Origin of the sequence: Euzebyella saccharophila, assembly GCF_014855495.1 — a bacterium.
Lineage (GTDB): Bacteria > Bacteroidota > Bacteroidia > Flavobacteriales > Flavobacteriaceae > Euzebyella > Euzebyella saccharophila.
This window is the reverse complement of record NZ_JACYFJ010000001.1, coordinates 630,043-655,602: the sequence shown is the minus strand read 5'-3', so window position 1 is coordinate 655,602 and position 25,560 is coordinate 630,043. Positions and strand designations below refer to the sequence as shown.

The window sequence follows — 25,560 nt, the reverse complement described above, 5'->3', positions numbered from 1 at the left end:
AAAATAAAAAAGCCCCGACATAAATGTCGGGGCTTTTTAAATTATTTAGTAAGGTTGAATTACTTCACTAAGTTAATTTCAACTCTTCTGTTTTCTTTTCTACCGCTTCTTGTAGCGTTAGAAGCGATTGGCTTATCCTCACCGTAACCGATAGCAGATAATCTGAACTCCTCAATTCCTTTGTCTACCAAGAATTCTTTTACAGAAAGAGCTCTAGACTCAGAAAGGCTTTGGTTCAATTTCTGGCTACCTACACTGTCAGTGTGACCTTCAACTGTAAACTTAGCAGTTGGGTACTCTTTCAAGATAGTGATGATATCTACCATTACAGAAGTAGACTCAGCTTTGATGGAAGACTTACCAGTATCGAACAAGATAGTTCTAGCATAGTCGTTCAATTGCTTCTGTACTTCTTCAGTAACTTCAGGACAACCTTGGTTAGCTACGGTACCAGCAACATCTGGACACTTGTCATCTTTGTCAAGTACGCTGTCACCATCGCTATCTGGCCATGGACAACCTTTGTTTTCAGCAGGACCAGCTTCGTTAGGACACTCATCGTCACCATCGGCAACACCGTCACCGTCAGCATCAGGACATCCAGCTAAGTTAGCAAGACCAGCAACATCTGGACATTTATCATCTTTGTCAGCAACACCGTCACCGTCAGAATCAGGACAACCGTTCATTTCAGCAGAACCAGCTTCGTTAGGACAAGCATCTTTGCTATCTTCGATACCATCGCCATCCGCATCTGGACAACCGTTGAAGGCCTCAAGACCAGCAACCTCTGGACATGCATCGTCCTTGTCATATACACCGTCACCATCAGTATCAGTACCACCAAATTTAACAGCGATACCAGCAAGGTGCTGCCAGTGCTTAGCCAAATAATCTTCGAAAGCGTGCTTGTAAGTAGTTTGAACAGTTAAACCGATGTTATCTGTAAACCAAAAGTTGATACCAACACCACCGTTAACAGTACCGGCACCAATCTCGTCTACCCAAGTATAACCCCCACCTACTTCTACGAATGGGTCGATTACAGTTCCTTCAATAAAGTTATATTTTACAGTACCATCTATAGCGTAGTGAGAAAGATCGTCTACACTTGTATCTCCAAGCTTGTCAAGTTTGTTCAAAGAACCTCTGGCTCCTACAGAGAAACCGTTACCAACGTACTTTGATACACCAACGTAAGAGATAGAAGGAAGAATGTTCCAGTGGTCAGTGGCATTGAAAAGCTGACTACCGAAACCGCCATCGTCACCAGTTGGGTAGGTGTCTATGGCATTAACCCCAAAGCTAACCTGCCAAGGGTTATTCTCGTCTTGCGCTTGTATGCTGTTAGCCCCTACAACTAGTAGGACAACAACCAATAATTTGCTAAGATGTTTCATGTTCAAATTTTTAAGTTTAAGTGTTTATTAGCTGCAAATGTAAGTTGTTAAATATTATTAACAAAATCAATTTCCTATTTTTTTTAACGCTTTTTATGGGAAAAATAATGCATTTAAACGATTTTTAAAGCCTTGCCTACCTCCGTGAATGCTGCGATTGCCCGGTCTAAATGTTTAGTTTCATGAGCAGCAGAGAGTTGTACGCGAATTCTTGCTTTACCTTTAGGAACTACCGGATAAAAGAAGCCAATCACATAAATTCCCCTTTTTATAAGTTGGTTGGCCATCTCCTGTGCCAGCTTGGCATCATATAACATAATCGGTACAATAGCAGATTCTCCATCAATAATATCAAAACCGGCTTTTTTGACACCTTCTTTAAAGTAGTTGGTGTTTTCATGAAGCTTGTCCCTTAGCGAAGTGTCATTTCGCAATAGGTCAAAAACTTTTATGGAAGCACCCACAATTGCAGGCGCTAAGGAATTGCTGAATAAATAGGGCCTGGAACGCTGCCTCAATATCTCAATAATTTCTTTTTTCCCTGTGGTGTAACCACCCATAGCACCACCAAGAGCCTTTCCTAGTGTTCCAGTAATAATATCAATACGGTCCATTACCCCTTTTTCTTCCAGTGTACCTATACCGCTAGCACCAATAAAGCCAGTAGCATGACACTCATCTATCATGACCATGGCATCGTAGGCATCTGCCAAATCACAAATCTTATCCAATGGAGCCACTAGCCCATCCATGGAAAAAACACCATCCGTAACAATTATTTTGAACCTAGCATTATCTTCATTGGCCTGCTTTAGTTGCTTTTCCAAATCTGCCATATCACTATTTGCATAGCGGTAGCGTTTTGCTTTGCATAGGCGCACCCCGTCAATTATGGAAGCATGGTTCAAAGAATCTGAAATGATAGCATCTTCTGAAGTAAGCAAAGGTTCAAAGACCCCCCCATTGGCATCAAAAGCGGCAGCATATAATATGGTGTCTTCCGTGCCATAAAAGTTAGCAATTGTTTTCTCAAGTTCTTTATGAATGTCTTGGGTCCCGCAAATAAACCTGACCGATGACATCCCAAAACCGTGGGTATCCAAAGTATCTTTGGCCGCTTTTATTACTTCCGGATGGGAGGAAAGCCCCAAATAATTGTTGGCACAAAAGTTTATTACCTCCGTTCCATCGGCTAATTGGATATCCGCACCCTGCTTAGAGGTTATAATTCGCTCCTCTTTAAAAAGCCCGTCTTCCTTTATTTGTGATAATTCTTCCTGTAGATGCTCTTTAATCTTCCCGTACATATTATATAGGTATACTTAAACTAAATGTGTTGTAATGAATAAGATATTTTTTGAACTGATTGGGTTCTTTCCAAATGTAAAAAATATCTATCATGTAAATAAAAACAGAACTTATGAAGTCAAAACTATTAGGATTAGCGTCTACATTGGTACGCAGCAGAAAATACACACTAGCTTTGGTAGGGGCACAATTTGCATACTTAAGCTATAAATACATCAAGGATAAAAAGAATAATAAAACCAAGAGTTAAACAAATTCCGGGTTTACGGTATCATTGATGTAAACCAGAATTTTATGGGTTACCTCAAGCCCCATTTCTTGAAGGGCATCGGCATAGGAATAAATCTGTTCAGTATATTTTGGATTTCTTTTACCTGTCTTATAATCGATGAGAACAGCTTTTTTACCTTCTATAACAACACGATCCGGTCTCAAAATAGTACCGGTTGAGGTAATCACATCTTTTTCGTTCATATATACCTTACCTTTTATATAATAAGGTTGTAGACTGGGATGTTGTATGACAGCCAGCAGTTCCAGTTCAATTCGAGAAACCTCATCTTGATTTACAATTCCGGTAGCGACGGATTTTTTTAGCGCACTCTCTATATCATCCTTGGTTTCTATGAGCCCCAGTACATGATGAATCTGATTTCCCTTGGCTCTAGCCTCTTCTACTTCTGTATCCCAAAGTGACCCGGACTGGGTTAAAATTTGAAAAGCCTCGCGTTCTTTATATGAATAGGCAAAATCTACATGGTTTTGCATAGCTATTGAAGGCTCCTCTGTATTCATTTCTAAAAAACCAAGATTATATTGTCTTTCTGCCTCACTCCACAACCCCTTACTTTTAAGAAAATGAATAAAAAGTCCGGAATAATACTCAGGTTTTTCCCGACCTGATTTATCCAAGTCCATTTCACTTATTATGTAAAGACCATTTTCAGCCCTGGTCAAAGCTACATAAAGCACATTGAAGGAATCAAGCTCCATTAAATGTTCTTCTTGATTGTAAAGGTCTTGTGCGTCTTGACCATATTCCGTAAGCTCCTTCTTTTCATTGACCAACACCTCCTCAAAACCTTTTACAAAATCAGGTGCTACCGGAAGCCACATTTTCTTACCTCCTATCCGTTTATAAATATGCTCATTGGCAAAGGGAAAAATAACAAATGGGAATTCCAGTCCTTTTGATTTATGAACGGTCATAATCCTAACTGCATTTAAGTTTTCAGGAGCAGTTACGCTCAGCCTATCCTTTCTTTTTTCCCAATTATCCAAAAAAGAATAGATGCCAGTGCCTTCCTTTTTTTCAATATCAAAAACCTCATCAAGGAAAAACGACAAATATGCATCGGATGATTCCGCCAGCTTAAACTGTTTAATGGCCCATTCCAAACCATCATAAACAGAAATACGGGACAATTTTTTTATATCAAAATCAAAGCCTTCAAAAAATAAGCGCTCAACTTTATCCAAGCTAGCATATATAATGGAATGACCCTTGTCTTCTCTACTACCAAGAAATTTCAATAGCTCATAAGCAACTTCCCTATTTTGTGGGTCAATGGCATAACGTAAAAGATTTACTAGAAAACGCACCTTCTCGCTACTTACCAACAATAAACTTTCTGAGGATATAGTAGGAATGTCATTTTGGGTCAAGAAATCTGCCAAGAACACACCATGCCTATTACTTCTTACCAATATACAGATGTCTTGAAGGCCATAGCCCTTACCAATAATTTCACCAATTGTGCTAACAACCTCATTGCCGTAAACATCTTCTTTTAAAAGACCTTCTTCCTCCTCAATAAAATTGATACTAACGTGTCCTCCTTTTTTAAAATTGGTCTTCTGCCTATTACCATCTTCAAAAAGCGTACGGTATAGATCATTGTTTAAAAAGGGACTGGTAATGGTAAAAAAATCATTATTAAAGTTGATAATCTCCTCGTGGCTCCTATAATTTACCGGAAGATTATAAGTCTTTGGTTCTATTACAAAGGGATTTGCCCGTAGACCCACTAAATTTAAAAACTGCTCTGCCCTACCTCCACGCCAACGATAGATGGCCTGTTTGGCATCCCCTACCAAAAAGATGGAGCCGCTTTTACCTTGTGCATCCATGCTTTCCAAGGCATTGCCCACCAATGGAATAAGGTTGCTCCATTGCGCCAAAGAAGTATCTTGAAATTCATCAATAAAATAATGCCGGTACTTTTCTCCCAAACGTTCATATATGAATGGAGCCGGTTGATTTTTTATTTCTTTTGAGATAAGCTCGTTAAACTCAGATATTAAAAGTAAATCGCGGTCTTTTTGTAAGGTCTTCACTTCCTTTCTTATGGAATTCAATACGGTAAGTGGCACTACATTGCCATATATATTTTTGGAAAATTGAAGTTGATAATAATACTTTTTAATACCTAAAAACCCCTTTCTTAAAGTGGGATGTAAATCTTCTAAAGTGGTCTTAACATTTTCGGGGGCAGATTTGTTGTACAACACGGTGGATTCAAAGTTCTGTTTCCAACCCGCATCAAAATTTATATTGAAATTACCGTTTGCAATCCCTTCAATAAATTTTGGAAAATAACCTCTAGTGAAATCTGAAAACTCCAAGCCAGTTTCATCAATTAAGCTTAAAATATCATTGGCCGTGGAAATCAATTTCTCCTCTAGAAGCTTTTGATTCTTGCGCAATTCCGATTTTAAGGAAAGAAAATCATCAATACTCTTGTTTTTAAGGTTTTCAAGATGCGCGGAATGGTTTTCGTTGAAAATGAGCTTTCCAATATTGAAAAGGTCTTGGGAAATATCCCAACTTTTATCATCATCTATTTTCTCTATAGCAAAATCCAACAACACCTTTGTGAGCTTTTCATCCGTTCCAGCCCTTTGCAACAATTTGCCAACAGCTTCATCTAGCAATAAATCCGTTTCCAGAACCACTTCAAAATTCTGTGGAATACCCAAGTCTTTTGCAAAAGTTCTTATTATTCTATGGGTGAACTTATCTATGGTTGAGATATCAAAAAAAGCGTAATTATGAAGTATCTCCTTTAAAGTTATGGCCGACCTATTTTTAAGGTCTGCTTCCGTTATTGAAAGCTCCGCTTGCACCTCCCTGAACAAGATTGCAGATGAACCTTGGCTACCATTTAAGGCAAAATCCTCCAAGCTTCGCAAAATCCGGGATTTCATTTCATTTACGGCCTTATTGGTAAAGGTGATGGCCAATATTTTTTTATAGCCACCCTTGGTCTCCAAAACAATCTTAAGGTACTCTTTGGTAAGTGTATAGGTCTTTCCAGACCCCGCTGATGCATTGTATATTTTATAAGGAATATCCTCCAAGTGCTTTTTTACGCAAAATAAGGATTCTAAAAGAGTTCTTAACAAATAATTAAGGTATTTTGACTGTTAAAAACCGTACTTTTCAGTTTACTAAATAATAATCTAAAAACATAAGTAAAATGGCTTTTGAATTACCAAAATTACCCTATGCTTACGATGCGTTAGAACCACATATTGACGCTCGTACCATGGAGATACATCATACGAAGCACCATAACGGATATACAACAAAACTGAACGGTGCCATAGAAGGAACAGATTTGGCTGGCAAGTCAATCGAAGAAATTCTGGAGAACCTTGATTTAAGCAATAGTGCAGTAAGAAACAACGGTGGAGGTTTCTACAACCATAGACTTTTTTGGGAAGTAATGGCTCCTAACGGAGGCGGAGAACCATCTGGCGAATTGGCAGATGCCATCAAAGATGCTTTTGGTTCTTTCGATTCTTTTAAAGAAAAGTTTAGTAGTGCCGCTGGCGGACAATTTGGTTCAGGTTGGGCATGGTTATGTGTTCATAAAGGTGGAAAAGTAGAAGTTTGTAGTACTCCTAACCAAGACAATCCTTTAATGCCAGGAGTTGGTTGCGGAGGATTACCAATTTTAGGTTTGGATGTTTGGGAACATGCTTACTATCTTAACTATCAGAACAAAAGACCCGAATACGTTAATGCATTTTTCAATGTGATTAATTGGGACAAGGTTTCCGAACTGTATGCTTCAGGTAAATAAGTAACATTATATACTATAAAAAAGCCGCTAGATTAATTTCTAGCGGCTTTTTTGTTTGCGAATATAAACTGGCTTTTTGTTTCTAAATCAGTCAATAGTTGAAATAGAAAAGGGCGGAGAAATCTCCACCCTTTTCGTCCCAAATCTTACCATAAACTTAACCTACTTATGCTATGGCAAGACTAAAATACTGGTATTGTGGGAAATAAAAAAAGAATTTTAAGAAATTTTAATCCTTTTTGTTAACATAACGGGGAGCTTTTACCCATAACATGGTGAAATCGTGATGATTCTATAAAATAAAAAGGCGGAGCATTGCTCCGCCTTTTCCCCAAATCTTACCATGAACTTAACCTACTTATGCTATGGTCCTCCAAATATAAAGTGAATAAGTTCGGTTAAAAAAGGTATTGGATAAACGAACAAATTCGTGGTCAAAATACCCTTTTTCACATTTGGCCACCACAATCATAAAAACTATAAAATATAGAGGTAGTAAATAAAATGCCTTTCTTGACCGATGAAGTAGAAAATAAAAAGGCGGAGCAATGCTCCGCCTTTTCCCCAAATCTTACCATGAACTTAACCTACTTATGCTATGGTCCTCCAAATATAGAGCGACATGTATCGGCACTAAAAGTTCTTTGTCAAATGACCTATAAATAAGATGAACTACTTCTCAAATTAAAAAAGGGCTACTATAAAATTGATGAAAGGCTCTAACCTCTTGAAAATAAAAAAGGTGGAGAAGTCTCCACCTTTTTTGCCCCAAATCTTACCATGAACTTAACCTACTTATGCTATGGCAAGTTTAAAATTATAGGGTGGTAGTTCTCCTACAATCAAAAAGCCGTTAAACGACTTAGATGATCGACAAACTACCATCAACTACGCTTTTAATCGATAAAATGTGTTAGTACGCCCTTTCGTTTTTACCTTCATAAAAGTTGATAAAGGCCTTATTGACCACTCTGTTTCCACCCGGTGTGGGGTAATCTCCCGTAAAATACCAATCGCCTAAGTTCTTAGGACAAGCCTGATGTAAATTGTCTATATTTTGGTAAATAATCTGTACTTCTGCATTAATACCCTCCGGACTCAACAGCTCCCCTATTTTTTGAGAGATTTCTTCATCTGTAAACGGCGCATAAAACTCCTTAACGTAATTGACCACCTCTATATCTTTAGAAGTAACTTGCTGAATGCATTTATCATATATGTCATCTACCACATTCATGGTCAACCTTTCTTGATGCAATGCCAAGGCGGCCTTAAAAGCTACAAAATCTTCCAGCTTGGCCATATCTATCCCATAGCAATCCGGATATCTAATTTGCGGAGCGGAGGACACCACCACAATTTTTTTGGGAGAAAGCCTATCCAATATCCTAAGAATACTTCTTTTTAAGGTGGTACCGCGAACGATACTATCATCAATAATTACCAGATTATCCCCTTTTTTTACAGACCCGTAGGAGATATCGTAAACGTGGGTGACCAAATCATCCCTTCCGCTGTCCTGAGCAATAAAAGTCCTCAACTTGGCATCTTTGATAGCTACCTTCTCAATCCTAGGCCTAATGGACAAAATTTCATGCAATTCTTCGCTGGTGATTTTTGGGCCCAGCTCTAGAATTTGCTCTTCCTTTTTCTTGTTCAGATAATTTTGTGCTTCTTTGACCATTCCAAAAAAGGAAGTTTCCGCTGTGTTCGGTATATATGAAAACACAGTATTTTTCATATCATGGTCAATGGACTTCAAGATTTGCGGAAACAATAACCTACCTAATTCTTTACGCTCTTGGTAAATTTCCTTATCACTTCCCCTAGAGAAATAGATTCGTTCAAAAGAACAGGCCTTGCGCTCTACAGGAGTTATGATTTCTTTGATGGATACACTTCCGTTTTTCTTGATGATGATGGCGTTACCGGGGTCCAGTTCCACTACATCATCATATTTTACGTTAAAGACCGTTTGAATGGCAGGCCTTTCTGATGCAACCACCACCACTTCATCATCCTTATAACAATACGCTGGTCTAATGCCTGCAGGGTCTCTGAGTACAAAGGCATCTCCATGGCCCAATAGCCCGGCCATAGCATAGCCACCGTCCCAGTTTTTAGAAGCGCGCTTAAGTATTTTATTAAGTTTTAATCTTTCGGCAATTAAGGGAGAGGCTTCCTGTTTCGTATACCCTTCCTTTTTAATCTGCTTGTACAATTTGGCAACGGCATCGTCTAAAAAGTGACCTATTTTTTCCATAACCGTAACCGTATCTGCCATCTCCTTTGGATGCTGACCCAACTGCACCAAATTATCGAAGAGTTCATGCACATTGGTCATGTTAAAGTTACCGGCAACGATTAAATTACGGTGCATCCAGTTATTTTGCCGCAAGAATGGGTGAACACTTTCTATACTGTTCTTACCAAAGGTTCCATACCTAACATGACCTAGCAAGACCTCCCCTATGTAGGGAATATGCTTTTTCTGCAAGGCAACATCATTTTGGTATTCTGGAAATTCTGTTAGTGTATTGTTTATACGGTCATTGATTTGCGCAAAAATATCCTGAATGGGTTGTTGGGCACAGGAACGTACCCTACTCATATACCGCTCTCCTGGGTCTACATCTAACTTAATACTGGCAAAGCCCGCACCATCTTGACCGCGGTTGTGCTGCTTTTCCATCATCAAATACATCTTGTTTACCCCATAAAAGGCCGTTCCGTATTTTTCCTTGTAATACTCCAACGGTTTAAGTAGGCGAATTACCGAAATACCACATTCGTGTTTTATAGCATCACTCATTACACTATCCTTTCTCTATTAAAAAAGCCCCTGTTTGGATAGGGGCATGTTTTACTTTAATTCTATATCAAATTGGGTGAGGGCCTTGAACTCAAGCAACCTTCTGCTCACCTCTTCTTTTGTTAAATCCTTCATTCGTTCGGTTCCAAAGCGCTCTACACAAAAAGAGGCTAAATTGGACCCATGGATTACCGCTCTTTTCATATTCTTGAAGGACAAATTGTTCGTCGCAGCCAAATATCCTGTGAATCCTCCAGCAAAGGTGTCTCCTGCACCAGTGGGGTCAAAAACCTCCTCTAAGGGCAGTGCCGGTGCAAAAAAGACATTCTCATCATGAAACAACAAGGCGCCGTGCTCCCCTTTTTTAATGACCACGTATTTAGGACCCATTTCTTGGATTGCCGCCGCAGCCTTTACCAATGAATATTCTTCGGTCAACTGTCGTGCCTCTTCATCGTTGATGGTTATAACGTCTATGTGCTTAATGACCTCTTTTAGTTCTTCAAGGGTGTTATCCATCCAAAAATTCATGGTATCCAAAACAATAAGTTTTGGTCGCTTTTCCATCTGATTAATTACACTCAACTGAACGGATGGGTGCAAATTACCCAACATAACCACATCAGCATTCTTAAAATGACCGGGAACCTTTGGTTGAAAATCGGCTAACGTATTTAAATCTGTGATAAGGGTATCCCTGCTGTTTAGGTCGTTGTGGTATTTGCCTTTCCAATAAAAAGTTTTGCCTCCTTTTACTATTTCCACCCCTTCAAGGTCTATGTTCTTGGCCCTTAATGTATCTAGATAGGCCTCCGGCAAATCATCACCAACAACAGAAACAATGCCCGATTCCACATCAAACTGAGAGGCTGCCAATCCAATAAAAGTGGCGGCACCGCCCAATACCTTCCCCGTTTTACCAAAAGGGGTTTCAATCTCGTCAAAGGCAACGGTACCCACAATTAAAAGTTTACCCATAAGGTTCTGCAATTTTGCTGCAAATATAAGCTTTTGCAAAGCGAATTTACCTTACGGCGGATATCAAATTATAAAATTCGGTAAACGGGGTGTTTTAGGTAGTAAATGGGGAAATGTATCGTGCATATATCCTACGTGCGTGCCAAGCTTGTTGGTTATTGGTTGATGGTTGATGGTTGATGGTTGATGGTTGATGGTTGAAAGTTCTTTGTTAAAAGTTAATAGTGGCCCTAACTGCAGTTCTTAGTTTGTACTTTTTAAAATATCCCCTTGCTTGTGCTGAACTTTCCGAAATAAAATGTCCCTTCCTCCCGATAGTTATCGGGAGGAAGGGGAATACATCCCCGGCCCTGCGGGCACCCCCTTCCAAGGGGGAATTATTGTCCCCTTGAGGGGACAGTTTTGGCAAAGCCAAAACAGGGGTGTTTTTGGGCAATGCAAAAAATGAACGGGGAAGCAGTTGATGGTTGATTGTTCTAGTTGATAGTTATAAGTTAATAGAGGCTGCAAAAATAGGCCTGACCGCTTCCTTCTTAAACCATCTGAAAAGGTTTTTTTACTTATGAGGAAGAAATAACTTTTGGAAGTTTAATGGTTTTACGTCCTATGTCCTACGTCTTATATCGTTTTTCATGTTTTCCTAACTCCTAACTTCTTGAAACCACGTTTCAATTCCCCACAAACGGATAATTTGAACGCTCCCGTTCTTTACGTTCTTAACGCCCTATTTTATGAGGCCGGTTTTCTGTACGCAATTGTCCTTTACAGGAAACTTTAGGGGCATAAAAAAAAGGTGAATTTTACTTTCTACCAAAATCCGCCGGAATTTCGCCCCACACCTTGGTTTCCCATTTAACCACCGGGGTAGTATAAGAATTGGTCTTCAGCCATTCCACGGCCCTTCTGATCATTTCAAAAAGTTCTTTGTTCTTGTCGTTTTCTTCCAGTTTGGTATTGCAGTTTTTCTTGCGCACCCAACTCATGGCTGTTCGGCTATCGGTATAAATAATACGGTCGCTCTTATTTTTTTTTAAATAGGCCAACCCGTGCACAATGGCCAAAAACTCACCAATGTTGTTAGTCCCTTGCTGAAACGGACCTTGTTTAAAGAGCTTTTTGCCCGTTTTGGTATCAACCCCTTGGTATTCCATAATCCCAGGGTTTCCACTAGAAGCGGCATCCACTGAAATGGAATTGTAATTGGGAGTACCATATTTAAGGGCATCGGCAGCGGATAGTTTGCCGGGCTGTTTTTTCTTCCCCTTATAATCCGCATAATCCCCGTTATAGGCTTTTTTGGCTTCGGCAAAACTGGTAAAGGATTTGTACTGGGCGCCCTTAAAGCCATCAATAGCAGCTTTACAATCTTTCCAAGTATCATAAATTCCGGGGCGTTTGCCTTTCCAAACCGTATAGAATTTCTCCTTTTTTGCCATTAACCTTCTTTCAATAATTGTTCTATTACTTTAGGAAAATGTTCATATTCCAGCTCGTGTACCTTGGCCGCAATGCTTTCTGGGGTATCCCCTTCTACCAAGGTTGTTTTTGCCTGTTGAATAATGGCACCCTCATCATAATGCTCGTTTACATAATGTATGGTAATACCGGTTTCAGTTTCCGCATTTTCCTTAACGGCCTTATGGACATGGGCTCCGTACATGCCCTTCCCCCCATACTTAGGTAACAATGCCGGATGAATATTGACTATTTTCTGTGGAAATGCATCAATAAGGTCTTGGGGTATTTTCCAGAGAAAGCCCGCCAAAACAATTAAATCGGGTTTCAAATTTTTAAGAACCGAGCAGACAAAGCCCGTATGATAAAACGAATACCTGTTGAAATAAAGCGCGTTGATCTTTAAGCGGTTGCACCGGTCTATAACTTGAGCATCCCGTTTATTGGTTAGCACGCAACTAATCTCCACCCCTGGCTTAGTTTGAAAATAATTGAAAATATTCTCGACGTTTGAACCGGAACCGGATGCGAATAGTACAATTTTCTTGGTCTCCACAAATATTTTACTTAAGCAGTTTATCTATTTACAATGCAAATTACCATATTTTTTATGGTATCCGGGCATGTTAAAACACTTAAGATTGGAGATGAGGCTAGCGCCATAAACGTTAAAAATAATTGCAAGTAAAGTAATGGCTGTATTTTTAATTTTAGTATTTTAGAAGACATTTTATCGGCAAATGGTGTAATTCAACCAAAGTTTTTTATTTTTGCCAACAATTTAAATTTAAAACCAATTTTATTATGTCAGACATTGCATCAAGAGTAAAGGCTATCATCGTTGATAAATTAGGTGTAGATGAAAACGAAGTTGTAACGGAAGCTAGCTTTACAAACGACCTAGGGGCAGATTCTTTGGATACAGTGGAATTGATTATGGAGTTCGAAAAAGAATTTGATATCCAAATCCCAGACGATCAAGCTGAGAATATCGCAACAGTTGGCCAAGCCATTAGTTATATAGAAGAAGCGAAGTAATCTTTAATGATTCTTTAAATAGAGAATTCAAAATTATCCATGCGGTAACCTTATCGCATGGATAATTTTTTTTAATTTACGGTTGGCTTAAATCAAAACGAAAAATTAAGTTCAATGCAATTAAAGCGAGTAGTGGTTACCGGTCTAGGAGCATTAACACCTATTGGTAACAATATTGAGGAGTATTGGGAAGGTCTGAAAACTGGTAAAAGTGGTTCAGCGCCCGTAACTTATTACAATACTGAAAAATTCAAGGTAAAATTTGCCTGCGAACTTAAAAGCTTTAATGCCGAAGATCATTTTGATCGCAAGGAAGCTCGCAAATTGGATAGGTTTGCACAGTATGCCCTTGTTTCATCGGATGAGGCCATTGCAGATTCTGGCCTGGAGCTAGAAAATTTGGACAAGTTTAGGGTAGGTGTAATCTGGGGCGCCGGAATAGGTGGTCTAGAAACTTTTCAAAATGAGGTGATGAATTTTGCCGAAGGAAACGGTACGCCACGTTTTAACCCTTTCTTCATTCCTAAAATGATTGCCGACATTGCCCCTGGACATATTTCTATCAAACATGGATTTATGGGGCCTAACTATACAACGGTATCGGCCTGTGCTTCTTCTGCCAACGCCATTATAGATGCCTTGAACTATATACGTTTAGGCCATTGTGATGTGGTAGTAACAGGAGGTAGTGAAGCAGCCGTAACTATTGCGGGTATGGGCGGTTTTGGAGCCATGCACGCACTCTCAACCAGAAACGAAAGCCCGGAGACGGCATCAAGACCTTTTGATGCGACCAGAGATGGGTTTGTCTTAGGCGAAGGGGCCGGAGCGCTTATCCTAGAGGAATATGAGCATGCCAAGGCCAGAGGCGCAAAAATTTATGCGGAAGTGGCAGGTGGCGGACTCTCCAGTGATGCTTACCACATGACGGCTCCACATCCTGATGGTATTGGCGTTGTACGTGTAATGGAAAATTGCTTGAGAGACGCAGGATTGAAACCCGAAGACGTAGATGCCATCAACACCCATGGCACTTCTACGCCCTTAGGTGACGTTGCAGAACTCAAGGCCATAAGTGAAGTATTTGGTGACCATGCGCCAAAAATTAACATCAACTCTACCAAATCCATGACAGGTCACTTATTGGGTGCGGCAGGTGCCATTGAAGCCATTGCCTCTATTTTGGCAATGAAACACAGTCTGGTCCCGCCTACCATTAACCATGAGGTAGTAGACGAAAATATAGACCCTAGCCTAAACCTTACATTGAACAAGGCGCAAGAGAGGGAAGTTAATGTGGCTTTGAGCAATACGTTTGGTTTTGGTGGACACAATGCTTGCGTAATATTCAAAAAAATAAGCGAGTAATTCCCATGGGTTTTCCTTCCAATATATTCAATTCCCATTCCAAAAAGGATGGGGATTTTTTTTTGGGGATGACCAAAATTTTAGGTTTCAAGCCCAAAAACCTTGATATCTATAAACGCGCATTTTTACATAGATCGGCTAACAAGAAAGATAAAAATGGTACTCCCATGAACTACGAAAGATTGGAATTTTTGGGAGATTCCATGCTTGGAACCATCATTTCCAAACACCTTTATGATCAAGTTCCCGAAGGTGATGAGGGCTACCTAACCAAAATGCGTTCCAAAATAGTGAGTAGAAAGCATTTGAACGAACTTGGAAAAGACTTGGGCCTTATTTCTTTTGTTCAAAGTCGTATCCCAAAAACCCATTTTGGAGAAAATATCCATGGCAATGTTTTTGAAGCTTTGGTGGGTGCCATTTACCTTGATCGGGGGTATAAATACTGTGAAAAATTCATTGCCCAACGGGTCATTGAACCGTATGTGGACATTGAACAACTAGAAGGAAAAGTTATTAGTTACAAAAGCCTCATTATTGAATGGTGCCAAAAGCAGAAAAAAACGTTCGATTACAACGTTTATGAAGACACTGGGAACGACACTCTTAAACATTTTGCCGTAAAATTAAGTATTGGGGGCAGGGTCATGGCAAAGGCACGGGCCACCTCCAAGAAAAAAGCAGAGGAAAGAGCCTCTAAAAGGGCGTATTATGCCCTTCAAGATAAGATGGAAAAGTCTTAAAAATAGCGGTCAACGTAACTAAAACGTTATAGATTATCTATTTTTAGCTTTAGACTGTTCATACCTAGGCGTTGTGTGGTATTAATAGTATATTTGCTTCTTTCCGTGCTTATGGTGGCAGTACATAAAATTTCGGCGGACTTTTACGAAGATTCTTTCGATTTAATTGCATTGCACAGTAGTTTTGAAGATTATGCCATAGCTTACGCCTTAAACCTTACGCTTAAAGCTTCCTTTAGAAGAAGGCGCAAGGATCTTGATATTTCGACCCATACTACGGTTCCAATTTTTGAATGGAAGGATGATATTAACGACAGGTACTGGACATTTTTTCCAAACAATTGCTTAAAAGAAGACCAAACCGCAAGAACGGATCTTTTTAGCAATGAGCCTGGTTATTCCAACTTTACAATGGTTCCGGAGCATAAGGATGTAGACTATTTTCTCAAGCTAGAGCAAGATGAATTTAATGACACGGATGAACTATTAAAATCACTGTTGGCCGTACCCCAAATTATAGCGGCCTACAAAATTGATATAAACAAACTAAAATCTAAAAACAACTTAATTTTTTGAACCAATGCCTAACAAAAAAAAGACTAAAATAGTAGCTACGCTAGGCCCGGCGACAAGCAAAAAAGAGGTATTACGAGATATGATAGAGGCTGGTGTAGATGTCTTTCGCATCAACTTTTCCCATGCAAACTATGATGATGTTACCGAGAGAATAAATATGATTCGTGAGCTCAACGAAGAATTGGGTACGTATTCGTCTATTTTGGCAGATTTGCAAGGCCCCAAGCTGCGTGTAGGAGTTATGGCCGGCGAGGTTGTTGTTGATCCGGGAGATGAGATTACCTTCATGACCGGAGAACCTTTTGAAGGTACAAGTGAAAAAGTGTATATGAACTACGCCACTTTTCCTAGGGATGTAAAGCCCGGTGAGCGTATTTTGTTGGATGATGGTAAGTTAATTTTTGAAGTTCTTTCTACAAACGGGGAAGATGAAGTAAAAGCAAAAGTGGTACAGGGTGGACCCTTAAAATCCAAAAAGGGTGTTAACCTACCTAACACCAATATTTCCTTGCCGGCGTTAACGGAGAAGGACATTAACGATGCTATTTTTGCTATTTCTAAAAATGTAGACTGGATAGCGCTTTCTTTTGTACGTTTTAGCCAAGATTTGATCGATCTTCAAAATTTGATCAAGGAGCATTCAGAAGAAAAAATTCCAATTATCGCCAAAATTGAAAAGCCAGAAGCGGTAGAAAATATTGATAAAATTGTTGCCTATTGTGATGGTTTAATGGTTGCCCGAGGGGATTTAGGAGTTGAGGTTCCCGCTCAAGAAGTGCCGTTGATCCAAAAGCAATTGGTTCTGAGAGCCAAAAAAGCCAGAATTCCCGTAATTATCGCTACGCAGATGATGGAAACTATGATTACCTCTTTAACCCCTACACGGGCAGAAGTAAATGATGTTGCCAATTCTGTAATGGATGGGGCGGATGCCGTAATGCTTTCCGGAGAAACTTCCGTTGGAAATTATCCAGTGCAGGTAATCAATAAAATGGCGAGTATTTTACAAAGTGTGGAAAGTTCGGAATTAATCAAAGTTCCACACGACCCACCACACATCAAGACCAAAAGATACATTACCAAATCTATTTGTTACCACGCAGCACTTATGGCCAATGAGATTAAGGCGAAAGCCATTTCAACATTGACCAATAGTGGTTACACGGCATTCCAAATTTCTGCCTGGAGACCAAGTGCCCACATTTTAGTGTTTACTTCCAACAAAAGGATTCTTACCCAACTGAATCTATTGTGGGGGGTTAGGGCGTTTTATTACGATAGATACGTTACAACGGATGAAACCATTGAGGATGTAAATAAAATTGCCTGCCAGAAAGGTTACTTAGAAGAAGGTGATATGCTCATTAGCCTTGCCGCAATGCCCATAAAGGAAAAAGGTATGGTAAATACCTTAAGGGTAACAGAAATAGATAGTTGTGCCTTTTAAAGCTAACTAGGCAACTTCCTTTTCAAAAGCTATAAAGTTGACCAGTTTTCCTTTTTTATTGAATATAGGCTCTCCCTTGATCCAACAGGAATAGGGGGAGCCATTTTTTTTGTAGTTGGTAATGGTCTCTTCAAAAGTCACTTCATTTATAATGGAATTTCTAATTCTAGCTTTGACCGATTCACTTGTTAGTGCACCCTGAAACATACTCGGTTTTTTACCAATAACTTCATCTCTTTCAAAACCGGACATCCGCTTAATGTTGTCCGTGGCATACACAATTTCCAACTCAGTATTGGTAACCACTATTACACGATCCAAATCAATATTAGAGGGCCTAATAGCTTTATAATTTTTCCATTTGACTTCTTTTGCCAGTTGCTTGATTTCTTCCTCGTTCTTAAAATAATCCCTGAACAATTGAAAATGTACACTGGACATATCCCAAGATGACAATGGTGCCGCCGTTATTTTTCTTTCTTTAAAGAAAGCCATTATAGCTTTATCATAGGGGGATATCTCTCTCATACCGTGAACTTTGTTTAAGCTAAGTTAATAAATTTTAAACAATTTATTGTGACAGTAAGATGTAGCTACAAAAAAAAGCCCCATTGGGGCTCTCATACTCTTTACAAATAAAATGTTAGTTGGCTGTTTCTAAGCTATTGGTTTCCAAATGGTTTACTCTTTCAATTTCATCTGTAAGATTTTCTAATTCAGATTCTACACTACATGAAAACGTTGTTAGGGAAAAAAATGCCAAAAGGGCAAGCTTGATAAAAAATTGTTTCATATTCTAATGATTTGGGGGTACAAAACGTTTTCAAGAAAACTTAGGAGCTTACTATTTATTGTAAAAATTCGTTCAACGGTTTAAAAGCCATGACCTAAAGACCATTTATCGGCTTTAGCTAAACTTTAATCAATTTTTAAGAGTTGAAATTGGTACAAAACTGTGATAATGCTAGCTTTGCTGAATTTAATTTTACTGTTATCATAGATTTTATAATAGCTGTTTTGTGGAGTTTATCGCCCTTTGGTGAAGCCAAGGTAGGCATCCCATATGGAATGCTCAACGGACACAATATCTACCTAGTTTTCATTGCCTGCTTTGCGGCAAATGTGCTTGTTTTCCCTATCATGATATTCTTCTTGGAAAAGATTAACAAGTATTTCTTACGTTGGTTTTTTTATAAGAAATCGGCTATTTATGTAGCTAGACGCGCCAAAACGGGATCAGGAGGTAAAATTCAGAAATATGGCTTTTGGGGTCTTATCCTTTTTGTAATGATTCCATTGCCCGGCACAGGGGTTTATGCAGGGAGCATTGCAACCTATCTTTTTAGAATTGAAAAAAGCAAAGCTTTTTGGGCCAATACCATAGGTATATTCTTTTCGTCCGTCATCGTTTGGACAGCTACTTATCTGTCCATGAAAGGAACGGGACAGGTGTAAACCTCCTATTTTATTTCTAAAACAGTGATTTTTTTATCCCTAAAGGATACTTCATTTCCCACTTCCTTCCCCAATAATAATTTTCCTATAGGTGTGGCAGCGGATATACAAAATACACTTAATTCTGAATTTTTGAATTCCCCTGCAGAAACGGACAAATAATAATTACCGGCGCTGGTAAAAACCAAACTCCCCAATACTCCTTTATTGGAAACACTAGTCTTTGCCGTACGCAATAAAATTTGGAACATACGCTCTGCCTCTGCCAATTGAGCACCCAACTTTTCCCTTTCCAGCTGAATCATGGCCCTACCGGTCTCGTGTTTGTCACCAGCAGAACTTTTGGTTTCACTTTGTAATGATTCCTCGATTTCCGCTATCGAGGCTTTAATTCGAGAAATTCTACTATGAACAAATTCTGTACAAAACCTAAATACTTCCTCTTTTAACGTATTCATAAATTAGTGCGAATCACGTTCCACTTTAGAGCCAGACCCTCCAACCAAAAAATTTAAATCCGCACCCTTATCCGCTTGTTCCACATGGTCTATGTACAATTTTACATAGCCTCTATCCGCTCTTGGTTCGGGCGCTTTCCAAGACTGTTTTCTTTTTTGTAGTTCCTCATCAGAAACCAATAACTCCAAACTTCTTTTTTCTACATCCAAGGAAATCATATCACCGTTTTCTACCAATGCCAGAGTACCGCCAACAGATGATTCTGGGGAAACATGAAGTATTACGGTGCCACCAGCGGTACCGCTCATTCTGCCATCCGAGATACGAACCATATCCCTCACGCCTTTTTTGATCAATTTGGCGGGCAGGTCTACATTACCTACCTCCGGCATTCCCGGATATCCCTTAGGCCCCACTCCTTTTAAAACAATAACGCTATTTTCATCAATTTTCAGGTTGGGGTCATCTATGCGTTCATGATAATCTTCCATAGTTTCAAAAACTACTGCCTTACCCGTATGCTTCATTAGATGTAATGAAGCCGCGGAGGGCTTGATAACTGAACCATTTTCGCACAGATTTCCTTTCAATACTGCAATTCCCGCTTCTTTTTTTAAGGGACTCTCCAGGGTACGTATCACATCTTCTTCATAACAAACGGCATCCTTATAATTCTCCGCCATTGTGGCCCCATTTACCGTAATGACCTCCTTATGCAGCAAGGGCATCAAGTTCTTCAAAACCACGGGAAGGCCACCTGCATAGTAGAAATCTTCCATTAGGTATTTCCCGGACGGTTTTAAATTGACCAGCAACGGTATCTTGCTGCCATGTATATCAAAGTCCTCTAACTTTAAATCAATGCCCACACGGCCTGCTACGGCCGTTAAATGGATAATAAGGTTGGTAGATCCGCCAACCCCGGAGTTGGTTACAATAGCATTTTCAAATGCCTCTCTAGTAAGTATTTTTGATAGAGTCAAATCTTCCTTGACCATTTCTACAATACGTCTGCCGGAAAGCTGTGCGTACATTTTCTTTCTGGCGTCAGCAGCGGGAATGGAAGAAAATCCGGGCAGTGTTAACCCCAAGGCTTCTACCATGGTTGACATAGTGGAAGCTGTACCCATTGTATTACAATGACCTATACTTCTGGCCAAACAGACTTCCGCTTCCCTAAAATCGGCATCCGTAAAGGCCTCATTGTTCTGCTTTTCCTTCACCATCCAATTCATGGAACCAGAACCTATTTGCTCTCCTCTAAAACGCCCACTCAACATGGGACCTCCCGGAACCACGATAGTGGGCAAATCTACACTACAGGCCCCCATTAACGTAGAGGGTGTTGTTTTATCGCATCCTGTTAAAAGAACAATACCGTCCAAGGGATTGGCCCTAATGGACTCCTCAGTATCCATACTGGCCAAATTTCTAAATAACATAGTGGTGGGCTTCATAATGGTCTCGCCCAAACTCATCACCGGAAATTCCATAGGAAAACCTCCTGCCTCCAGAATGCCTCTTTTCACCACTTCGGCAAATTGCCGCAAATGTCCATTACAAGGCGTGAGATCGGACCATGTATTACAGATGCCAATGACGGGCTTACCTTCAAAATAATCATCAGGATACCCTTGATTTCGCAACCACGAACGGTGTACGAAATTCATTTTCTTATTGTCGCTATTGAACCATTCTGAACTGCGAAGCTTTTTCTTTATGGACATGTAGTTTTAGTTGGTATTAGAATCGATTAAAATAGCGAATATCAAGAAGAGAAACAATCTAAAAAAGCTAAACCAAGTTTGCCATTTCCTTACCCACCAAACTTCCTATAGCCACGCCCATACCCCCTAACCTAACTCCACAGAATACATGATCGCTCAGTTGTTTTACAATGGGCCGTTTGGAATTTCCTACACCCATTATTCCGCTCCATCTACAATCAATTTCTATTTGCTGGTTAGGAAGGATCAATTCAGTAAGGACTTTTTTCAAATGAAGTTGAATTACCTCTGTGTTACCAAATTTAGTAGTCTCTTCCCCTGAAAAATCCAGATTTCTACCACCGCCTAATAAAATACGGTTATCCAAATTTCTAAAATAACTATAACCTTTATCTAGATGAAAGGTTCCCTGGACTTTTAAATTCTTCAAGGGCTTGGTCAAAAGCACTTGGGACCTTGCTGGCTTTATTTTTTCTCCCGTGAGCTGAGCCGCAAAGCCATTGGTAGCAATGCAAACATAGTTGGAGGAAAATTCAAATTCAGGTGTCGTTACTACTACCGAATTGCTTCCCTCTTCTAGGTGCTGTACTTCAACCCCATTTAAAATGCTAATATTGGCCGCCCTTGCTTTTTTGAGCAACGCAATCATCATTTTACCCGGGTTTAATTGACCTTCCAATGGGTTTACCACGGATTGATTCAGACAATTTCCAAAACCAAAATTATTGGAATAAAGTTCAAAAGCCTTCTGGCCAAAAACGGATAAAAGCAGTTCATTCATATAACCTATCTGGGCCATGGAACTTTCAAAAAGCTCTTCATCTTTTTTAGAAAATATTTCATATCCCCCAAATTGTTGAAAATCCATGGCGGTATCACCCAAAGTTTTCCGAAGAAATTGAATTCCCTCCCATCTTCTATTCACCAGATTTACCACCTCATCTTCCGAATGGTTTTTTAAATCATCCAGTATTTCGGAAATACTACCAAAACAGGCAAAACCGGCATTTTTAGTACTCGCACCTTGAGGCAGAACACCCTTATCAATCACCAAAATTTTTGCATTGGAAAATCGTTCCCGTAACTGAAGGGCGCAATTTAGACCTGTAATGCCGCTACCAACTACGGTAAAATCAATGCGGTCCAACCATGTTTTATATTCCCAATAGCTGAGATTCATAACCTTTACATTGCGATTGCATGAAGGTAAAAAATGCAGCGCAAAAAAAAGCCCCGAAAAATCGGGGCCGTATTTTTAATCTTCTTTTTCCGGAGCCATTTTAAAGGTTTCCATAAACTTGGTGGTATAATTTCCAGCCAAATAATCTGGATGATCCATCAATTGCCTATGAAAAGGGATGGTGGTTTTTATTCCTTCAATTACAAACTCATCCAATGCTCTTTTCATTTTATTAATTGCCTCCTCGCGTGTTTGCGCAGTGGTAATCAACTTGGCAATCATAGAGTCATAGTTTGGCGGAATACTATATCCACTATAGACATGGGTGTCCATTCGAACCCCGTGCCCACCCGGAGTGTGCAATGTGGTAATTCTACCTGGGGATGGCCTAAAATTGTTATAAGGGTCTTCGGCATTGATACGACACTCAATCGAATGTAGTTTTGGAAGGTAATTTTTTCCGGAAATTGGAACGCCGCCTGCAACTAAAATCTGCTCCCTAATGAGGTCATAGTCTATTACTTGCTCCGTAATTGGATGCTCTACTTGAATACGGGTGTTCATCTCCATAAAGTAGAAATTACGGTGTTTATCCACTAAAAACTCAATAGTTCCCGCTCCTTCATATTTAATAAACTCCGCAGCCTTGATGGCAGCCTTACCCATATCATCACGTAGTTTATCCGTCATGAAGGGAGAAGGTGTTTCCTCCGTAAGCTTTTGATGCCTACGCTGAACGGAACAATCCCTTTCCGATAAGTGACAAGCCTTTCCATACTGATCACCTACAACTTGAATTTCAATATGTCTTGGCTCTTCAATCAATTTCTCCATGTACATACCACCATTACCAAAAGCGGCCGTGGCTTCCTGTACTGCACTTTCAAAATTGCTTTGCATCTCATCTTCGGACCAAATGGCACGCATACCTTTACCACCACCACCGGCAGTAGCTTTTATCATAACAGGATATCCCATCTTCTTTGCCTCCTTTTTGGCGTGGGCAACATCCTTAAGCAATCCTTCCGAGCCCGGTACAACAGGAACACCCGCCTGTTTCATAGTTTCTTTGGCCGTGGCCTTGTCACCCATACGGTCTATCTGCTCTCCAGAAGCTCCAATAAATTTAATATCATGCTCTGCACAAATCTTGGAAAACTTAGAATTTTCGGAAAGGAAACCGTAACCAGGGTGAATGGCATCTGCATTGGTAATCTCAGCTGCAGCGATGATATTCGGTATCTTTAAATAGGATTCGCTACTGGGCGCCGGACCTATACATACGGCCTCATCCGCAAAACGAACATGTAAACTTTCTTCATCTGCCTTGGAATAAACGGCCACCGTTTTGATGCCCATTTCCTTGCACGTACGAATAACACGAAGCGCAATCTCTCCCCTATTGGCAATGAGTATTTTTTTGAACATAACTTTTAAAATTAAAAGCCAAATTTTAGGTCTCGGAGTCTAAATCAACAAGTAGCTACCGAAACATTTATTTGGAAATTCTTAACTAGGAAGGGTCTACCAAAAACAATGGTTGATCAAATTCTACCGGAGAAGAATCATCTACCAAAATCTTTACTATTTTTCCAGAGACTTCAGATTCTATATCATTGAAAAGCTTCATTGCTTCAATAACGCAAAGAACATCGCCCTTACCAATACTACTTCCTACCTCAACAAATGCGTCCTTATCCGGTGATGGTTTTCTGTAGAACGTACCAATAATTGGAGACTTGATGGTAATGTACTTAGAATCGTCCTCTTTCTTAGCATCTGAACTAGCCCCGGAAGAGGCCGCTTCAGCAGCTGGTTGTGCAGCTTGCACAGGCGCCTGTTGCATTGGTGCCTGGGCCATGGGTATTTGTTGAACAAAGGTGGTCTCAGGACCGGCATCTGAAGAACCCGTTTTGATGGTAATTTTAATGTCTTCCATCTCCAACTTCACCTCACTAGCACCAGATTTTGCTACAAATCTAATAAGGCTTTGAATCTCTTTTATATCCATGAATTTAAGTTTGTTTTGAAATCTAATAAATTAATTATAGGCCCACTTCAAGTAAATGGAGCCCCAGGTAAATCCGCCTCCAAATGCGGCAAACACTAAGTTATCTCCCTTTTTAAGCTGCCCTTCAAAATCCGCCAAGAGCAATGGCAGGGTGGCAGAAGTTGTATTTCCGTACCTGTGTATGTTCATAAGAACCTTAGAACTATCCAAGCCCATTCTATTCGCCGTGGCGTCTATGATCCTCTTGTTGGCTTGATGCGGAACCAACCATGCAACATCGGACTCTTGTAAGTTATTACGTTGCATAATTTTTTCGGCCACATCTGCCATGTTAGAAACGGCAAATTTAAATACCGTTCTACCATCTTGATAAATATAGTGTTTTCTGTTCTTTACCGTTTCCTCAGTTGCAGGCATTATTGATCCTCCTGCATCCATCCCTAAAAACTGTCTTCCGTTACCGTCCGAACGAAGATATTCATCTTGAAGGCCCAAGCCTTCTTCATTAGGTTCAAACAAAGCAGCACCAGCACCATCCCCAAATATTATACAAGTAGTTCTATCCGTATAATCAATAATCGAGGACATTTTATCAGCTCCGATCAACAATACCTTTTTATACCTTCCGGATTGAATGTAACTAGCTGCTGTAGACATGCCAAAAAGAAAACTGGAACAAGCGGCCAGCAAATCATAAGCGAAGGCATTTTTAGCCCCAATTTTAGCTGCAACAAAAGCTGCAGTAGAGGCTACCATATTATCCGGTGTGGCCGTTGCCACTATAACCAAATCAATTTCTGTGGGGTCAAGATCTCTTTTTTCAATAAGCTCGTTCGCCGCCTTAATGGCCATATAGGAAGTTCCTTCCCCTTCTTCCGGTTTTAATATACGTCTCTCTTTAATCCCAGTTCTAGAAACGATCCACTCATCATTGGTTTCCACCATACCTTCCAGCATTTTGTTGGTAAGTACAAATTTGGGAACGTAACCTCCTACAGCGGTAATTGCTGCTGTTATTTTAGTCATTATAAAGTTGCTTTGATATCCAAAAAACCATCAAAAATGCTTGAAAATTGGTGAAAATTAAACATTTTTCAGCAAAAATTTTCTGAAACACCCTCGTTTTTGAAAATTTAATTCCGAGCCTGATTACCTCTTAAAATCCTTGAAGGGTTAAAAACCCGTAACATAGGAACTTAAGAAAGCACCCTAATACTAGGGAACAAAATTACCTGATCACAGGTTTAATCCATAAAAAAACTCCCGTTGATTTTAACATACGGGAGTTATATATGGTATAAGAATGCACAATTATGCTTCTGCTTCTTCTGTTTTGTCAATTAAGACTTGACCTTTGTAATATAGTTTTCCTTCGTGCCAGTGGGCTCTGTGGAAAAGGTGCATTTCTCCAGTAGTAGGATCGGTAGCTAAAGTAGGAGCAACCGCTTTGTAGTGCGTACGTCTTTTATCCCTTCTGGTTTTCGAAATTTTTCTCTTAGGATGTGCCATTTTAAC

At 39.8% G+C, this 25,560-nt stretch carries 24 protein-coding genes; 8 read left to right on the top strand and 16 right to left on the bottom strand.

What is annotated here, in order from left to right; genetic code table 11:
• Positions 1-59: 59 nt before the first annotated feature.
• Both IL355_RS02675 and kbl read right to left on the bottom strand, forming a co-directional pair.
• Positions 60-1,400, bottom strand: coding sequence for an OmpA family protein (locus tag IL355_RS02675; protein WP_192460650.1), 1,341 nt, complete (start codon positions 1,398-1,400; stop codon positions 60-62).
• Positions 1,401-1,513: 113 nt separating this feature from the next.
• A complete protein-coding gene (gene kbl / locus IL355_RS02670; protein WP_192460649.1) occupies positions 1,514-2,707 on the bottom strand; it encodes a glycine C-acetyltransferase in 1,194 nt (397 codons plus the stop codon).
• 113 nt (positions 2,708-2,820) lie between these two features.
• Here kbl and IL355_RS02665 point away from each other — a divergent pair, with 113 nt between their 5' ends.
• Complete coding sequence (locus IL355_RS02665; protein ID WP_192460648.1) at positions 2,821-2,958, top strand: hypothetical protein; 138 nt, start codon at positions 2,821-2,823, stop codon at positions 2,956-2,958.
• Here IL355_RS02665 and IL355_RS02660 read toward each other — a convergent pair.
• Complete coding sequence (locus IL355_RS02660) at positions 2,955-6,113, bottom strand: UvrD-helicase domain-containing protein (protein WP_225621090.1); 3,159 nt, start codon at positions 6,111-6,113, stop codon at positions 2,955-2,957. The two genes, IL355_RS02665 and IL355_RS02660, sit on opposite strands and share 4 nt — an antisense overlap.
• A gap of 74 nt (positions 6,114-6,187) precedes the next feature.
• On the opposite strand from IL355_RS02660, the gene IL355_RS02655 reads away from it, so the two are divergent.
• Positions 6,188-6,796 carry a superoxide dismutase gene (locus tag IL355_RS02655; protein WP_192460647.1) on the top strand — a complete coding sequence of 203 codons (609 nt, stop codon included), beginning with the start codon at positions 6,188-6,190 and terminating at the stop codon, positions 6,794-6,796.
• A gap of 913 nt (positions 6,797-7,709) precedes the next feature.
• On the opposite strand, the gene IL355_RS02650 is transcribed toward IL355_RS02655, so the two are convergent.
• The 4 genes from IL355_RS02650 to purN all read right to left on the bottom strand — a co-directional run bounded on the left by IL355_RS02650 (position 7,710) and on the right by purN (position 12,597).
• On the bottom strand, positions 7,710-9,608 hold the full coding sequence (locus IL355_RS02650) for an amidophosphoribosyltransferase (protein WP_192460646.1): 1,899 nt from the start codon (positions 9,606-9,608) through the stop codon (positions 7,710-7,712).
• Positions 9,609-9,659: 51 nt separating this feature from the next.
• A complete protein-coding gene (locus tag IL355_RS02645; RefSeq protein WP_192460645.1) occupies positions 9,660-10,586 on the bottom strand; it encodes a PfkB family carbohydrate kinase in 927 nt (308 codons plus the stop codon).
• A gap of 800 nt (positions 10,587-11,386) precedes the next feature.
• Positions 11,387-12,022 carry a ribonuclease H1 domain-containing protein gene (locus IL355_RS02640; protein WP_192460644.1) on the bottom strand — a complete coding sequence of 212 codons (636 nt, stop codon included), beginning with the start codon at positions 12,020-12,022 and terminating at the stop codon, positions 11,387-11,389.
• Positions 12,022-12,597 (bottom strand): phosphoribosylglycinamide formyltransferase, encoded by a 576-nt coding sequence (gene purN, locus IL355_RS02635; protein ID WP_192460643.1) that lies wholly within the window; start codon positions 12,595-12,597, stop codon positions 12,022-12,024. The genes IL355_RS02640 and purN overlap by 1 nt, the downstream gene beginning before the upstream one ends.
• Positions 12,598-12,845: 248 nt before the next feature.
• On the opposite strand from purN, the gene IL355_RS02630 reads away from it, so the two are divergent.
• From IL355_RS02630 to pyk, 5 genes are all read left to right on the top strand, one after another.
• Entirely contained in the window at positions 12,846-13,079 is a 234-nt protein-coding gene (locus tag IL355_RS02630; protein WP_008269813.1) for an acyl carrier protein, read from the top strand.
• A 114-nt stretch (positions 13,080-13,193) separates the two neighbouring features.
• Complete coding sequence (fabF, locus tag IL355_RS02625; protein WP_192460642.1) at positions 13,194-14,447, top strand: beta-ketoacyl-ACP synthase II; 1,254 nt, start codon at positions 13,194-13,196, stop codon at positions 14,445-14,447.
• 5 nt (positions 14,448-14,452) lie between these two features.
• Positions 14,453-15,190, top strand: a complete 738-nt coding sequence (gene rnc / locus IL355_RS02620) for a ribonuclease III (RefSeq protein ID WP_192460641.1) — start codon at positions 14,453-14,455, stop codon at positions 15,188-15,190.
• Between the two features lie 75 nt (positions 15,191-15,265).
• Positions 15,266-15,766, top strand: a complete 501-nt coding sequence (locus tag IL355_RS02615) for an IPExxxVDY family protein (RefSeq protein ID WP_317175465.1) — start codon at positions 15,266-15,268, stop codon at positions 15,764-15,766.
• A 4-nt stretch (positions 15,767-15,770) separates the two neighbouring features.
• Positions 15,771-17,213, top strand: coding sequence for a pyruvate kinase (gene pyk / locus IL355_RS02610; protein WP_192460640.1), 1,443 nt, complete (start codon positions 15,771-15,773; stop codon positions 17,211-17,213).
• A gap of 6 nt (positions 17,214-17,219) precedes the next feature.
• On the opposite strand, the gene IL355_RS02605 is transcribed toward pyk, so the two are convergent.
• Positions 17,220-17,741 (bottom strand): PAS domain-containing protein, encoded by a 522-nt coding sequence (locus IL355_RS02605; RefSeq protein ID WP_192460639.1) that lies wholly within the window; start codon positions 17,739-17,741, stop codon positions 17,220-17,222.
• 115 nt (positions 17,742-17,856) lie between these two features.
• The gene (locus tag IL355_RS02600; protein ID WP_192460638.1) at positions 17,857-18,006 is read right to left on the bottom strand and encodes a hypothetical protein; all 150 of its coding nucleotides are present in this window, start codon (positions 18,004-18,006) and stop codon (positions 17,857-17,859) included.
• 200 nt (positions 18,007-18,206) lie between these two features.
• On the opposite strand from IL355_RS02600, the gene IL355_RS02595 reads away from it, so the two are divergent.
• Positions 18,207-18,668, top strand: a complete 462-nt coding sequence (locus tag IL355_RS02595; protein WP_317175475.1) for a COG2426 family protein — start codon at positions 18,207-18,209, stop codon at positions 18,666-18,668.
• Positions 18,669-18,673: 5 nt separating this feature from the next.
• Here the strand turns inward: IL355_RS02595 and IL355_RS02590 are convergent, their stop codons facing one another.
• The 7 genes from IL355_RS02590 to rpmF form a co-directional block, all read right to left on the bottom strand.
• Positions 18,674-19,126, bottom strand: a complete 453-nt coding sequence (locus IL355_RS02590; RefSeq protein WP_192460637.1) for a 3-oxoacyl-ACP synthase — start codon at positions 19,124-19,126, stop codon at positions 18,674-18,676.
• Positions 19,127-19,129: 3 nt separating this feature from the next.
• A complete protein-coding gene (locus IL355_RS02585; RefSeq protein ID WP_192460636.1) occupies positions 19,130-20,854 on the bottom strand; it encodes an IlvD/Edd family dehydratase in 1,725 nt (574 codons plus the stop codon).
• 67 nt (positions 20,855-20,921) lie between these two features.
• Positions 20,922-22,034, bottom strand: a complete 1,113-nt coding sequence (locus IL355_RS02580; protein WP_192460635.1) for an NAD(P)/FAD-dependent oxidoreductase — start codon at positions 22,032-22,034, stop codon at positions 20,922-20,924.
• 75 nt (positions 22,035-22,109) lie between these two features.
• Complete coding sequence (gene accC, locus IL355_RS02575; RefSeq protein WP_192460634.1) at positions 22,110-23,462, bottom strand: acetyl-CoA carboxylase biotin carboxylase subunit; 1,353 nt, start codon at positions 23,460-23,462, stop codon at positions 22,110-22,112.
• Between the two features lie 85 nt (positions 23,463-23,547).
• Positions 23,548-24,045, bottom strand: a complete 498-nt coding sequence (gene accB, locus IL355_RS02570) for an acetyl-CoA carboxylase biotin carboxyl carrier protein (RefSeq protein WP_192460633.1) — start codon at positions 24,043-24,045, stop codon at positions 23,548-23,550.
• 30 nt (positions 24,046-24,075) lie between these two features.
• Positions 24,076-25,071 carry a beta-ketoacyl-ACP synthase III gene (locus IL355_RS02565; protein ID WP_192460632.1) on the bottom strand — a complete coding sequence of 332 codons (996 nt, stop codon included), beginning with the start codon at positions 25,069-25,071 and terminating at the stop codon, positions 24,076-24,078.
• A gap of 285 nt (positions 25,072-25,356) precedes the next feature.
• Positions 25,357-25,554 carry a 50S ribosomal protein L32 gene (gene rpmF / locus IL355_RS02560; RefSeq protein WP_100870255.1) on the bottom strand — a complete coding sequence of 66 codons (198 nt, stop codon included), beginning with the start codon at positions 25,552-25,554 and terminating at the stop codon, positions 25,357-25,359.
• Positions 25,555-25,560 lie beyond the last annotated feature (6 nt).

Bases quoted from the DNA above. Each gene is read 5' to 3' on its own strand.
- IL355_RS02580 (WP_192460635.1), bottom strand. From the start codon at position 22,034: ATGAATCTCAGCTATTGGGAATATAAAACATGGTTGGACCGCATTGAT.
- IL355_RS02665 (WP_192460648.1), top strand. From the start codon at position 2,821: ATGAAGTCAAAACTATTAGGATTAGCGTCTACATTGGTACGCAGCAGA.
- IL355_RS02640 (WP_192460644.1), bottom strand. From the start codon at position 12,022: ATGGCAAAAAAGGAGAAATTCTATACGGTTTGGAAAGGCAAACGCCCC.
- rpmF (WP_100870255.1), bottom strand. From the start codon at position 25,554: ATGGCACATCCTAAGAGAAAAATTTCGAAAACCAGAAGGGATAAAAGA.
- fabF (WP_192460642.1), top strand. From the start codon at position 13,194: ATGCAATTAAAGCGAGTAGTGGTTACCGGTCTAGGAGCATTAACACCT.
- IL355_RS02630 (WP_008269813.1), top strand. From the start codon at position 12,846: ATGTCAGACATTGCATCAAGAGTAAAGGCTATCATCGTTGATAAATTA.
- IL355_RS02590 (WP_192460637.1), bottom strand. From the start codon at position 19,126: ATGAATACGTTAAAAGAGGAAGTATTTAGGTTTTGTACAGAATTTGTT.
- IL355_RS02675 (WP_192460650.1), bottom strand. From the start codon at position 1,400: ATGAAACATCTTAGCAAATTATTGGTTGTTGTCCTACTAGTTGTAGGG.
- kbl (WP_192460649.1), bottom strand. From the start codon at position 2,707: ATGTACGGGAAGATTAAAGAGCATCTACAGGAAGAATTATCACAAATA.
- IL355_RS02585 (WP_192460636.1), bottom strand. From the start codon at position 20,854: ATGTCCATAAAGAAAAAGCTTCGCAGTTCAGAATGGTTCAATAGCGAC.
- accC (WP_192460634.1), bottom strand. From the start codon at position 23,462: ATGTTCAAAAAAATACTCATTGCCAATAGGGGAGAGATTGCGCTTCGT.
- accB (WP_192460633.1), bottom strand. From the start codon at position 24,045: ATGGATATAAAAGAGATTCAAAGCCTTATTAGATTTGTAGCAAAATCT.
- IL355_RS02605 (WP_192460639.1), bottom strand. From the start codon at position 17,741: ATGAGAGAGATATCCCCCTATGATAAAGCTATAATGGCTTTCTTTAAA.
- rnc (WP_192460641.1), top strand. From the start codon at position 14,453: ATGGGTTTTCCTTCCAATATATTCAATTCCCATTCCAAAAAGGATGGG.
- IL355_RS02600 (WP_192460638.1), bottom strand. From the start codon at position 18,006: ATGAAACAATTTTTTATCAAGCTTGCCCTTTTGGCATTTTTTTCCCTA.
- IL355_RS02655 (WP_192460647.1), top strand. From the start codon at position 6,188: ATGGCTTTTGAATTACCAAAATTACCCTATGCTTACGATGCGTTAGAA.
- pyk (WP_192460640.1), top strand. From the start codon at position 15,771: ATGCCTAACAAAAAAAAGACTAAAATAGTAGCTACGCTAGGCCCGGCG.
- IL355_RS02650 (WP_192460646.1), bottom strand. From the start codon at position 9,608: ATGAGTGATGCTATAAAACACGAATGTGGTATTTCGGTAATTCGCCTA.
- IL355_RS02645 (WP_192460645.1), bottom strand. From the start codon at position 10,586: ATGGGTAAACTTTTAATTGTGGGTACCGTTGCCTTTGACGAGATTGAA.
- IL355_RS02565 (WP_192460632.1), bottom strand. From the start codon at position 25,071: ATGACTAAAATAACAGCAGCAATTACCGCTGTAGGAGGTTACGTTCCC.